Annotated in this window: 11 protein-coding genes; 3 read left to right on the top strand and 8 right to left on the bottom strand. The window is 72.3% G+C overall.

The genetic code is table 11. The features are described 5' to 3' along the window. Positions 1-209: 209 nt before the first annotated feature. Positions 210-1,334, top strand: coding sequence for an aromatic acid exporter family protein (locus E1165_RS11600; protein WP_132390619.1), 1,125 nt, complete (start codon positions 210-212; stop codon positions 1,332-1,334). A 232-nt stretch (positions 1,335-1,566) separates the two neighbouring features. On the opposite strand, the gene E1165_RS11595 is transcribed toward E1165_RS11600, so the two are convergent. Together E1165_RS11595 and E1165_RS11590 are read right to left on the bottom strand one after the other, a co-directional pair. Then, on the bottom strand, positions 1,567-2,427 hold the full coding sequence (locus tag E1165_RS11595) for a LacI family DNA-binding transcriptional regulator (RefSeq protein ID WP_243704717.1): 861 nt from the start codon (positions 2,425-2,427) through the stop codon (positions 1,567-1,569). An 8-nt stretch (positions 2,428-2,435) separates the two neighbouring features. Next, positions 2,436-2,639: a hypothetical protein gene (locus tag E1165_RS11590; protein WP_132390617.1), complete on the bottom strand. Its 204-nt coding sequence runs from the start codon at positions 2,637-2,639 to the stop codon at positions 2,436-2,438. Positions 2,640-2,886: 247 nt separating this feature from the next. Here E1165_RS11590 and E1165_RS11585 point away from each other — a divergent pair, with 247 nt between their 5' ends. Beyond that, positions 2,887-4,116, top strand: coding sequence for an ROK family transcriptional regulator (locus E1165_RS11585; RefSeq protein WP_243704716.1), 1,230 nt, complete (start codon positions 2,887-2,889; stop codon positions 4,114-4,116). Positions 4,117-4,134: 18 nt separating this feature from the next. Here the strand turns inward: E1165_RS11585 and E1165_RS11580 are convergent, their stop codons facing one another. The 6 genes from E1165_RS11580 to E1165_RS11555 all read right to left on the bottom strand — a co-directional run bounded on the left by E1165_RS11580 (position 4,135) and on the right by E1165_RS11555 (position 11,005). Beyond that, complete coding sequence (locus E1165_RS11580; RefSeq protein ID WP_132390615.1) at positions 4,135-4,944, bottom strand: ABC transporter ATP-binding protein; 810 nt, start codon at positions 4,942-4,944, stop codon at positions 4,135-4,137. Further along, entirely contained in the window at positions 4,941-5,840 is a 900-nt protein-coding gene (locus E1165_RS11575) for an ABC transporter ATP-binding protein (protein WP_243704715.1), read from the bottom strand. Before E1165_RS11575 ends, E1165_RS11580 begins: the two co-directional genes overlap by 4 nt. Before the next feature lie 150 nt (positions 5,841-5,990). Beyond that, the gene (locus tag E1165_RS11570) at positions 5,991-6,974 is read right to left on the bottom strand and encodes an ABC transporter permease (protein WP_243704714.1); all 984 of its coding nucleotides are present in this window, start codon (positions 6,972-6,974) and stop codon (positions 5,991-5,993) included. A 20-nt stretch (positions 6,975-6,994) separates the two neighbouring features. After that, a complete protein-coding gene (locus E1165_RS11565; RefSeq protein ID WP_132390613.1) occupies positions 6,995-7,981 on the bottom strand; it encodes an ABC transporter permease in 987 nt (328 codons plus the stop codon). Positions 7,982-7,999: 18 nt separating this feature from the next. Continuing rightward, positions 8,000-9,697, bottom strand: coding sequence for an ABC transporter substrate-binding protein (locus tag E1165_RS11560; RefSeq protein ID WP_132390611.1), 1,698 nt, complete (start codon positions 9,695-9,697; stop codon positions 8,000-8,002). 321 nt (positions 9,698-10,018) lie between these two features. Continuing rightward, positions 10,019-11,005 (bottom strand): LacI family DNA-binding transcriptional regulator, encoded by a 987-nt coding sequence (locus tag E1165_RS11555; protein WP_132390609.1) that lies wholly within the window; start codon positions 11,003-11,005, stop codon positions 10,019-10,021. Between the two features lie 115 nt (positions 11,006-11,120). Here E1165_RS11555 and E1165_RS11550 point away from each other — a divergent pair, with 115 nt between their 5' ends. Then, the gene (locus E1165_RS11550) at positions 11,121-12,389 is read left to right on the top strand and encodes an MFS transporter (RefSeq protein WP_132390607.1); all 1,269 of its coding nucleotides are present in this window, start codon (positions 11,121-11,123) and stop codon (positions 12,387-12,389) included. Positions 12,390-12,432: the final 43 nt, after the last annotated feature.

Genomic DNA, 12,432 nt, shown 5'->3' with positions numbered 1-12,432 from the left:
CGCCCGCCCTCCCGTACGGTGACGGCAGAAACGAGCACGGTCGATACCACGAGGGGTTTGGCCCAGGTCAGCGAGGTGGTCGCCGGAACTGCCACCGCCCGTCCGCCCCGTGACCTCCGGGCGTACGCGGCGGCGGCCACCGGGGTCTGGCGGACCTGACCCGCCGGCCCGGCTACCGTGGGGCCCCGAGCTGGTGGGAGGAGGTGGCGATGGTCCGGTGGGGCTGGTTGCGGGAGGCCGTCGTACGGCTGCGGCAGGGCTGGGTGCCGGTCGCCGAGGCGACCCTGGCGGCGACCGTGGCGTGGTTGCTCGCCACCCGGCTGGTCGGCCATCCGCAACCGTTCTTCGCCCCGGCCGCCGCGCTGATCGTGCTCGGTCAGGCGCGCGGACAGCGGATGCGCCGGGCGATCGAGGTGGTGCTCGGCGTGGCCGCCGGCGTGCTCGTCGCCGACCTGGTGGTCCAGGCGCTCGGGCCGCGCAGCACCGGAACGGTCTTCACCGTCATCCTGCTGACCGTCGCGCTGGCGGTGGCGATCGGCGCGAGCAGCGTGAGCGTCGTCCAGGCCGCCGTGTCGGCGCTCTACCTGGTGGTGGTCTCCCCGCCGACCGAGTCGCTGGTGCCGTTCCGGTTCGTCGACGCGCTGATCGGCGGCGCGGTGGCGGTGGTGGCCAGCCAGCTCGTCGACGCCCGCCGGCCGCTCGCGCCGCTGGTGGCCGAGTTCCGGCGTACGTTCGACGGGATGGCCGAGGTGGTGGAGGAGGTGGCCACCGCCCTCGCCGACCGGGACGACGCGGCGGCCCGGGCCGCGCTGGACCGGGCCCGTGGCCTCGACGCCGGGGTGGAGCGGCTCCGGACCGCCGTTCTCGCCGCCGGGGAGGCGTTGCGACTCAATGTGCGCCGCCGCCGGCACATCGGACGGCTGCGTACCGTGGACGCCTCCGTCGCCCAGGTCGACTACGCGGTGCGTAACGTGCGGGTGCTCGCCCGGGCCGGGGTGACCTGCAACCGGCTGTCCAGTCCGGTACCGGATGAGCTGGTCACGGCGCTGCGGGTGCTGGCCGAGGCGGTCCGGGCGGCGGGAGAGGCGCTCGCCGCCGACCTCGACGGCGCGGAGTCCGCCGCCGACCGGCACGCCGAGCAGGCCGACGCCGCGGCCCTGGCGGCGGTACGGGCCGTCGGGCGGCTGTTCACCCAGGGGCACACGCTGCCGCTGGCGGTGATCGTCGGGCAGGTCCGGGCCACCGCCATCGACCTGCTGCGCGGCGTACGGGCCGACGACGACGCGGCGGTGCTGGCCCGGGTCGACGAGGCGCTGGGGCTGCCCCCGCTGTAGCGGCCGTGTCCCGGTGGCGCGCCGTCGACTGGGCGGCGCGGATCCGGGACGGCGTGGTGTGGTGTCGTGAGGCCGGGCGGCGCGGATCCGGCGGGCGCTGTCGGGCGGCGCGGCGGCCCCGACGGTCAGGCGCTCGTCCCGTGGACCAGCACGGAGGGGAACGGCCGGCGGGACGTTCCGACCGGGTGCCGACCGCCAGCGTTCCTGGCGGCGGACGTCGTGCGCGACCAGGTCAGCTGACCCGGCCCGGAGCCGGGCCGGTGCTGGCCCGCTGCTGCATCCGGATCGGCGGGCCGGCACGGTCCTGGTGCCCGGCGCCGGTCAGCACGTCGAGCGCGGCCCGGCCGAGACTGACACCGTGCTCGTGGGCGTCGATGCTCATCGCCGACAACGGCGGCACCGCCAACTCGCAGAGCGCCGAGTCGGCGAAGGCGAGCAGGCTCACCTGATCCGGCACCCGGAGGCCGGAACGCACCAGGTCCTCCTCGGCGGCTGCGGCCATGACGTCGTTGTCGAAGATGACGGCGGTCGGCGCGGGGCGGCCGGCGAGCAGCTCGCGGGTGGCTCGCACGCCACCCTCGGCGCTGTAGTCGGCCTCGACGATCCGCACCTGCAGGCCGAGGCGCTCGGCCGCCGCGTGCATGGCCGCGGTGCGCTCGGCGGTGTGCACCAGCTCGGCTGGTCCGCTGACCCGACCGATCACCCGGTGTTCGAGGGTGACCAGCAGGTCGACCGCCGCGGCCATCGCGCCTGCGTCGTCGGTGACCACGCCGCTGAGCTTCGCGGACCCGGTGTAGCGGCCGGCGAGCACGGCCGGCAGGCCCAGCGCCACCAGCGTCTCCGGGCGGACGTCGGCGTGCACGATGTTGACTACGACCACCGCCTCGACGGTGTCCTCATCCGCCCAGCGCCGGTAGGTCGCCAGCTCCGCCGCCAGGTCGGCGACGACGAGCAGTAGCACGCCGGCGCCGGTCGGCGCGAGGACCTGTTCCATGCCGGCGATCAGCTCCATGAAGAAGGGCTCGACACCGACCTGGGCGGCGTTCTCGGTCAGCACGAGGCCGACCAGGCGGGGGCCGGTCGTGGTGTCCACGGCCGGCCTCAGTGCGCGCCCACGGGCACGGCCAGGGGGGTCGCGGAGCGCGGGCCCTGTCGTGCCGGCAACGCCCCGGTGTCCTCGCGGCGGATGGGTTCCCCCTCCGCGTGGACCGCGCCGGCGGTCAGTGACGAGGCGCCGACCTCCGGGGGCGCCGGACCGCCGACGGCGCGCACGGCCCGGGCCGGGTGGAGGTCGCTTCTGGTCATCGATCGTGTCCGTCGTCTCGGAGGGAGCTGCCGGCCTATATTCTTAAGTAACTGAACGAAGTCGTCAACGGCACCGGCACTACGGGAGATCCATGGCTGACTATGCGGAGGGGTGCGTCCGATCGACCACTGCCGGGCCGACGTCGTGCGCGACACCCGTGGCCCGCTGCCGCGGGCGGTGGTGCGATGCTGTGCGCCAGACCCCGGTGACGATCGGGGCATCGGCTGAGGAGACGGTGAGTCGGCGGTGAGCGGTGGTGCACTCACTCCGGTCGGCGGCACCCCGGTCGGCCGCAGCCGACGGACGGGCGCCCGGGAGAGCATCCTCGACGCCATCCGCTCCGCGGAGCCGCTGAGCCGCGTCGAACTGGCCTCCATGACCGGGCTGACCGAGGCCGCGGTGTCGATGACCGTACGCCGGCTGATCGAGGAGGGCCTGGTCCGGGAGACCGGCCGCAGCCCCACCGGCGGCAAGCCGCGCACACTGCTGCGCCTCGATCCGGTCGCGCGAGTCGCGGTGGGCATCCACCTCGACGAGGACACCACGACGTACGTGCTCACCGGCCAGACCGGCGGGGTGATCTCCCGGCTGGCCCGGCCCGCGCCGGCCGGCGTCGATCCGGACACCCTGGTGCGGGGACTCGCCGCCGACGTCGCCGTGCTCATCGACGCCTCGGGCGTGGACCCGGCGCGGTGCCTGGGCGTCGGCGTCGTCTGGCCCGGCCCGTACGGACCCGGGGCGCACCCCGAGCAGGCACCGCCCCACCTGCGTGGCTGGCGTGGGGGCGACCTCGACCGGCGGCTCGCGGCGGCCACCGGGATGCAGGTGCTGGTCGAGAACGACGCGACGGCCGCGGCCGTCGGGGAGTACTGGGTCGCCCGGGTCGGACCGACCCGCGCCTTCGCCGCGCTCTACATGGGTAGCGGCATCGGCGCGGGCATCGTCATCGACGGCGTCGCGCTGCGCGGCGCGCAGGCCAACGCCGGCGAGTTCGGCCACCTGTGCCTGCAGGTCGACGGCCCGCCGTGCTGGTGCGGCAGTAGCGGCTGCCTCGAGGTGCTCGCCGGCCCGCAGGCCGTCGTCGGGGCGGCGCTGGCCGATCCGGTGGCCGCCGGTGAGGCGGGCCTGGACGGTTCCGGCGCGCGGCGCAGTGTGGCGGCCGACTTCGCCGCCGTCGCCCGCGCGGCCCGCGCCGGCGCGCCCGCCTGCCGGGCGCTGCTCGACGACTCGGCACGCTACGTGGCCGCCGCCGCGGAGTCGGTGGTCAACCTGCTCGACATCGACCTGCTCGTGCTCACCGGTCCCGGCTTCGCCGCGGCCTCCTTCGTCTACGGCCCGGCGATCACGTCGCGCATCGCCGCGGCGGACGCCCGCACCTGGCGCCGCTCGGTGTCCGTGACAGTGTCGCTGGCCGCGGCGACCGCGTCGGCGACCGGGGCGGCCGCCGTGGTGCTGCAGTCCAGCATGCGCCGCTGACAAGCACCCACGGCCCGCTCATCCTCCGCGCAGTTCGCTGAGCCTGCGCTCCGGATTCGGTGCGGCGGCGGCGAGCGTCTTCGTGTACTCGTGCCGGGGCCGGAGGATGACCTCGTCGGCATCGCCCCGCTCGACGATCCGCCCCCGGTACATGACCAGGATCTCGTCGGCGAAGTGCCGGGCCGTGGCCAGGTCGTGGGTGATGTACAGCACGCCGAGGTCCTCCTCGCGCTGCAACGTCGCCAGCAGGTTCAGCACGCCGAGTCGGATCGAGACGTCCAGCATGGACACCGGCTCGTCGGCGATGAGGACGCCGGGCCTGGGTGCCAGTGCCCGGGCGATGGCGACGCGCTGGCGTTGGCCGCCGGACAACTGGTGCGGCCGGCGGGCGGCGACGTTCTCGGCGGGGGTCAGCCGGACGCGCTCCAGCAGGTGCAGGACGCGGCGGTGCACCTCGTCCCCGGACAGTTTGGGGTGGTGCAGGCGGATCGGGCGTTCGAGGTGGTGCTCGACGGTGTGGTACGGGTTGAGCGAGGCGAACGGATCCTGGAACACCATCTGCACGGTGCGGCGGTAGCGGTCCAGGCCACCGCCCCGCCGCTGCGCCGGCTTGCCGTCGACCAGGATCCGGCCCGCGGTGGGGCGTTCGAGCTGCAGCAGAAGCTTGGCGATGGTCGACTTGCCGCTGCCGCTCTGCCCGACGAGCGCGACGGTCCGTCCCGGCTCCAGGGTGAAACTGACGTCGTCGACCGCCCGCAGCGTGCTGCCGCGCAGGCCCCGCCGGAGGTGGTAGTTCTTCACCAGGTGCTCGGCCGTCAAGGTGGTCACGCGGTGCTCCCTGCGTTCGGATCGTCGAGTCGGACCGCGTCGAGGGCAAGCAGCCGCTCGTCCATGCCGCCACGCACGAAGGACCCGCGCTCGCCGGTCAGGCTGGGGAAGGACGCCAGGAGCTGCTTGGTGTAGTCGTGCTGCGGGTCGGTGTAGAGGCTCAGCGCGTCGCCGAGCTCCACCACCTCGCCGGCGCGCATCACCGCGATCCGGTCGCTGATCTCGAGCAGCAGCGGCAGGTCGTGGGTGATGAAGACGACGGCGAAGCCCAACTCGTCGCGCAGCCGGGTGATCTCGCGCAGGATCTCGCGCTGGACGACGACGTCCAGCGCGGTCGTCGGCTCGTCCATGATCATGACCTGCGGTTCCAGCGCCATGGCCATGGCGATCATGACGCGCTGGCGCATCCCGCCGGACAGCTCATGGGGGTACGCGCGCAGCCGGGCGGGGTCCACGCCGACCCGCTCGAGCAGTTCGGCGCAGCGCTTGCGGCGCTCGTGCCGGCCCAACTCGGGACGATGGGCGGTGAAGACGTCCTCGAGTTGGTCCCGGATCGAGATGACCGGGTTCAGGGAGTTCATCGCCCCCTGGAACACCATAGAGATCTTGTCCCACCGGGTGGCCCGCAACTCCTCGGCGTCCAGCAGGTTCCAGTCGATCTCGATGCCCTCCCGGGAGTGGAACACCGCCCGGCCGGAGACGATCGCCGCCGGCGGTTTGAGCAGCCGCACGATGCCGTACGCCAGGGTGCTCTTGCCGCAGCCGCTCTCCCCGGCGAGGCCGAGCACCTCGCCCCGGCGCAGGGTGAGCGAGACGTTCTTCACCGCGTGTACGACCGGATCCACGAGGTAGTCGACGCTGAAGTCCTCGATGGTCAGGACCGGTGCCGACACCACGGGCCGCACCGGTGGCGCCGGCATCGGTCCGTTCACAGGGTGGCCTCCGTTCGCGACTGCGGGGCTCGCGAGCCCGGCTCACTCCTCGCGCTCACAGGGTGGCCTCCGTTCGCGACTGCGGGGCTCGCGAGCCCGGCTCACTCCTCGCGCTCACAGGGTGGCCTCCTTGGCGGTCTCCAACTGTTTCCGGGACATCAGCCAGCCGCGACGAGCGGCCCGGGTCTGGTTGCGCAGCTTGGGGTTGATGATCTCGTCGATCGAGAAGTTGATCAGCGACAACGCCGCGCCGAACAGCGCCAGCAGGAGACCCGGTGGCACGAACCACCACCACGCGCCGAGTCGCAGCGCGAGGCCGTTCTGGGCGTAGTAGAGCATGGTGCCCCAGCTGATCGAGCCGCTCGCGCCGAGGCCGAGATAGGAGAGGCCGGCCTCGCCGAGGATGGCGAAGATGACGGCGAACACCATCTGCGAGGCCAGCAGCGGGATCAGGTTGGGCAGGATCTCGACCGCGAGGATCCGCCAGCGTTTCTCCCCGGCCACCCGTGACGCCAGCACGTAGTCGCGGTTGCGCAGGCTCAGCGTGTACCCGCGCAGCACCCGCGCCGACCCGGCCCAGCCGGTGAGGGAGAGCACCAGCGCGACCAGCAACAGGCTCTTGTCCGGTACGTAGCTGGAGATCACGATCACCAGTGGCAGCCCGGGGATGACCAGCATGATGTTGGTGAACAGCGAGAAGAACTCGTCCACCCAGCCGCCCGCGTAGGCACCCACCACGCCGAAGAACCCGGACAGCAGCAGGGTGAGCACGCCGACGATCGCGCCGATGGTCAGCGAGCCGCGGGTGGCGTACGCCAGTTGGGCCAGCACGTCCTGGCCGGTCTGGGTGGTGCCCATCAGATGGGCGCTGCTCGGCCCGGTCAGGCCGATGTCGTCGACCCGGGTCGGATCCTGCACGACGAACGGGCCGAGCAACCCGAAGAGCAGGATCGCGCCGCTGATGATCAGGCCGGCGGCGAGCTTCGCCGTCATCGGCGGCAGGCCGAGCCGACGCCGCCGGGCACGTTGCGGCGCCGAGCCGGCCAGGAAGCCCCCGGCGCCGCCCACGGGCTCGGCGGCCTGGGTGGTCAATGCCACGTCATTGGTCCTTTCACCGGTCAGGTCCGTGCTCTGGTACGCGGGTCGATGACCGAGTACAGGAGATCGACCAGCAGGTTGGCGCCGAGCACGGAGAGCGTGATGACCAGGAAGATGCCCTGCATCAGCGCGTAGTCGTTACTGCCGACCGCCTGCAGCAGCGCCGAGCCGATCCCGGGGTACGAGAACACCGCCTCGGTGACGATCGAGCCGGCCACGACGAAACCCAGCGAGATCGCGAAGCCCGAGATCGACGGGAGGATCGCGTTACGTGCCGCGTACGTGCGCATCACCCGGCCCGGCCGCAGGCCCTTGGCCTCGGCCGTGAGCAGGTAGTCCTCGGACAGCGTCGAGACCATCATGTTGCGCATGCCGAGCATCCAGCCGCCGACCGACGAGATGATGATCGTCAGCGCGGGTAGCGTGCCGTAGTAGAGGACCGAGCCGATGAACTCGGCGTTCCAGCCGGGCACCGTGTCGTAGATGTCGTAGCCGCCGTTGAGCGGAAAGACCGGCCACACGCTGCCGAACACGAAGAGCAGGATCAGCGCCAGCCAGAAGTACGGCACCGACTGGAACATCGTGGTCACCGGGATCAGGTTGTCCAACCACGACCCGCGTTTCCACCCGGCGACGGTGCCGAGCCCGATGCCCAGCAGGAACGAGATGACCGTCGCCAGACCGATGAGCCCGATCGTCCACGGCAGTGTCTGGCCGATGATCGACGTGACCGGCGCCGGGAAGTACGACACCGACAGCCCCAGGTCCCCGGTGGCGAGGTTGCCCAGGTAGTCGACGTACTGCGCGAGCAGGGGCTGGTCGGTGTCGGTGCCGAGCAGCACCTCGATGGACGCCCTGGCTTCCGGGGTCACCGGTCCACGCTGCCCGAGCTTGGCGATGAGCAGCGAGACCGGGTCGCCCGGCATGAGTCGGGGGATGATGAAGTTCACCGTGAGTGCCGCCCACAGGGCGATCACGTAGAACCCGACCTTCCGCAGGAGGTGCACGTCGGCCGCCGACGCCGCTCAGCCGGCCGGCTTCAGGGTGGTCAGGACGATGCCGCTGTCCCACGACTTCCAGGTGGCCGGGAAGGCGTACTTGTTGTCGTTGGTCGGCCATCCGGTCGCCCGGCTGGTGTTGAACTGGGTCAGCGTCGAGTTCAGGTAGATCGGGATGTACGGCAGGTCCTGGACGATCTGCGCCTGGATCTTGGCGTACTGCTGCTTCTGCGCGTTCTCGTCGTTGGTCGCCGCGGCGGCGGCGACCGCCTGGTCGACCGTCGGGTTGCTGTAGCGGGCGTAGTTGCCGGAGGTGCCGGCCGACTCGCCGACCTTCGCCGTGGTGGCCGAGGTGTAGCGCCCGTTGTAGGTGTAGTACGGGTTGGACGACGCGCCCAGGCCGATCGAGTCGAGCGACAACTGGAAGTTGCCCTGCACCTGGTTGTCGTTCCACTCGTTGGAGGACAACTGGGTGGGCTTCAGCTCGATGCCGACCTCCTTGAACTGCTGCGCCATCGCGTCGTTGAGCGAGATGAAGTCACTCCAGCCGGTCACGGTCTGGATCCGCATCGACAGCCGCTCGCCGCCCTTGCTGCGGATGCCGTCGGCGCCCCTGACCCAGCCGGCCGCGTCCAGGATCTGGTTGGCCCTGGCGACATCGGAGCCGGCCGGCGTCTTGAGGTTGGCCGGGTCCGCGATCCACTTCTGGTCACGATCGGGCAGCAGCAGCGTCGGCGAGGCCGTCCCGGCGAAGCCGCCACCGGCCAGCTTGTTGAGCTGGTCGCGGTTGAGCGCGTGGTACATGGCCTGGCGTACGGCCCGGTCGGTCTGTGGGCCCTTGCAACCCATGGCCGCGTTCGAGCAGGTGAAGATCGATGCCGTCAGGGCCGGCGTGTTCACGTAGGCGAGGTTCTTGTGGCCTGCGATGATCTTGTCGAGGTTCGGGATGTACGAGCTCATCCAGTCCACCTGGCCCGCGGTCAGGGCGGCGCTCGCCGCGTCCGCGGTGGCCAGGGTGATGTAGCGGACCGTCTGGATCTCCGGCTTGCCCGGCTGCCAGTAGTTCGGGTTCTTCTCCATCACGAAGCCCTGCGCGTTGAGCGACTTGAGCTTGTACGGGCCGGTGCCCACCGGTTTGGGGTTGGTGGTCTTCGCCGGGTCGCTGATCTTGCTCCAGACATGTTCCGGAATGATCGCGGTGTTGCCGAGGACGCCCGGTTCGTTGACGAACGAGGTGGTCGGGAACGTCAGCACGACGGTCTTGTCGTCGGTGGCCTTCGCCGAGGTGAGCGTGAGACCGCTCCCGTTGATCGCCTTGTTCTGGCGGATCAGTTCGAAGGTGAAGGCGACGTCCCTGGCGGTGAACGGCTGACCGTCGGACCACTTGACGCCCTCGCGAGTGGTGATCGTCAGCTGCCTGCCGGCGGTGTCCCACGAGTACGCGGTCGCCAGCATCGGCCGCGGCGGGACGTCGCTGGCCAAGTTGTAGTAGTAGAGCGCCTCGTGGATGACACCCAGCGTGGGCTGCAACTGCGTGGGTGAGAACGGGTTCCAGTTCTCGACGATCGTGGAGGCGGTCCCGTTGATGCTGATGGAGCTGTTCGCGGCGTTGGAGGTGCCGGAGGGTGAATCGCCGGAGCAGGCGGTGATCGTGAGCGTGGCTGCGGTGGACACGACGGTCAAGAAACCGAGACGCCGGACCAGGCGTCGCGAGAAGAGTGACATCAGTAGATCCCTTTGTCGGATCGCCGTGGTGAAGCGGCGATGCTTCGAGCGGGCCGAGCCGGCTCGTCAAGCCATTATTAAGCTGCTTAAGTTTGGGATGTCAAGTAACGATGTCGATGGCCGGCGCCAGGAGCCGCCGCACGGGCAGCGAGAAGGCCATCGATGCGCCGCGGGCTCGGCCGGCTCGGGGCACCCGAAGTGCAAAGATGCCGGCCGGGTGGACAAGGCGCCGGCGCGGGCGGCGGACCCCGTGGTGGGGGTCGCGCGGCGGCGCGGACGCGGGGCGGCGCGGTGGTCGCGCGGCGTGGAACGCGGCGGGGCTCAGGCGCTCGTGCGGCGGACCAGCGCGGAGGGGAACGAGGTCACCGGCGGGACGGGCCGGTTGTGCAGCACCGCGGTCGCCGCCGCGGCGGCGATCGGCCCGACCGGGTGGCTGGCCGTGGTGAGGGCGGGCGTGTTCAGCGCGGCGTGCGGGATGTCGTCGAACCCGGCGACCGCGATGTCGCCGGGCACCCGTACGCCGGTCTCCCGGAGCCCGGCGATCACCCCCAACGCGGTCAGGTCGTTGACGGCGAAGACGGCGTCGGTGTCGGGCCACCGGGCCAGCAACTCGCCGGCCGCCGCCCGGCCCCGCTCGGCGGTGAAGTCCCCGGAAACCAGGCGGACCGGCAGCCCGGACTCCCGCATGATCCGCTGGTAGGCCCCGACGACACGGCCGGCGCAGGACAGCCACCGCGGGCCGGTCACCATCGCGATCCGGCGGCGGCCCGAGGCGTACAGGTGACGGACGACCTGATCGGCCCCGCCGGCGTTGTCCACGTCGAAGGAGGGCACCGTCGGGGTGCCGATACCGATCGACGCGATCCGGCCCCGCAGTCCCGCCGGGATGGTGTCGAGCAGTGGCTCGGTGGCGTTCACCAGCACCACGCCGGCGACGCCGCGGTCCCGCGCGATCCGCTCCAGGGTGGCCGAGCCGTGCAGCGGGAGCCAGTGCAGCACCACCCCGACCGGGTACGACGCGCAGGCCCGCGCGGCGGCGCCGACGACCCGGTCGACGTACGGGTCGTCCAGCACGGCCGCGGTGACGCCGGAGACCGCCACCACCAACCGGACACCGCCACCGCGTACCAGTGCCCTGGCCGTCGCGTTCGGTACGTACCCGAGGCGGTCGACGGCGGCCAGCACCCGGTCTCGAGCGGCCGGTGAGGCGAACCCGGTGCCCGCGACGACCCGGGACGCGGTCGAGCGGGACACGTCCGCCAGCCGGGCCACGTCGTCCAGGGTGGCCGGACGGTGCGCCGAGGTCATGGGATCCTCCACGTCGTCGGGGGTGGGAGCGCTCTCCCCGTGATCATGCCTCGTCGGGTGCCGACCTGGTAAGGGGCGGGGAACGGTTTGTGCTGGTAGCGCTTTCAGGTGTGCGATGGTCGAGCACGACGCCGACGAGAGGACCCCCGTGAGGCCAGCCGATCCGGTCACCGCACCATCCGTTGCCGCCGCACCTCCGGTGGTGCTCGCCGCCCGCACCGGCGTCGCGGTGGTCTTCGCCCTCAACGGCCTCGCCGTGGCCACCTGGTTCTCCCGGGTTCCGGCGGTCCGGGAGGCGTTGGACCTCAGCGCCGGCCGGCTCGGCCTGCTGCTCATCGCACTGTCGGCCGGAGCGGTGCTCGCCCTGTCCACGGCCGGCCTGGTCACCCAGCGCCTCGGCCCGGCCCGCACGGTGGTGGTCGCCACCGTGCTGGTCGCCCTCGGTCTGACCGCCGCCGGGCTCGCCACCGGGCTGGTCGGCTGGCTGCCCGGCGTGGCGGTCGGGCTGGTCGTCTTCGGCTACGGGTTGGGCGCCTGCGACGTCGCGATGAACGTCGAGGGCGCGGCGGTGGAGAAGCGGCTCGGGCGCACCATCCTGCCCCGCTTCCACGCCGCCTGGAGCCTGGGCTCGGTGGCCGGCGCGGGGCTCGGCGCCGGCGCCGCCCGGGTCGGTCTGCCGATCTGGGCGCACCTGGGCGTAATGGCCGCCCTGGTGCTCGGCGGCACGCTGCTCGGCGCGCGGGCGTTCCTGCCGGCGCCGCACGCGTCGGCGGACAGCGACGGCGGTGCGGCTCGTCGCGGTGGCCTGTGGGCCGCCTGGCGGGAGCCACGTACCCTGCTCATCGGCGCGCTGGTCCTGGTCATGGCGTTCGCCGAGGGCAGCGCCACCGACTGGGTCGCGGTCGCCTTCATCGACGGGCACGGCGTCAACGAGGCGACCGGGGCGGCCGTCTACGGCATCTTCGTCGCCGGCATGACCCTCGGCCGGACCGCCGGCACCGTCCTGATCGACCGCTGGGGCCGGGTGCCGGTGCTGTTCGGCACGATCCTGCTCGCCGTGGCCGGCGCGGGCCTGGCGGTGCTCGCCGACAACCAGCCGGTGGCGATGGTCGGGGTGGCGCTGTGGGGCATCGGCGCCTCGCTCGGCTTCCCGGTCGGGATGAGCGCCGCCGCCGACGACGAGGCCCACGCCGCCGTCCGGGTCAGCGTGGTCGCGGTGATCGGCTACACGGCGTTCCTGGCCGGCCCGCCGCTGCTGGGCCTGCTCGGTGACCGGGTGGGGACGCTGCACGCGCTGCTGGTGGTGCCGCTGCTGCTGATCCCGACGTTGGCCCTGGTGCCGGTGATCCGCCCACCGGCGGACCGTCCCACGCGTAGAACGTAGCAGCGCACGGCTGCCCGGGGTATCGGGTACGCGACCGACTGCG

Source organism: Micromonospora sp. KC723, assembly GCF_004348595.1.
Classification (GTDB): domain Bacteria; phylum Actinomycetota; class Actinomycetes; order Mycobacteriales; family Micromonosporaceae; genus Micromonospora.
The sequence above is the reverse complement of the archived record's forward strand: the minus strand, read 5'-3'. Positions and strand labels throughout refer to the sequence as shown.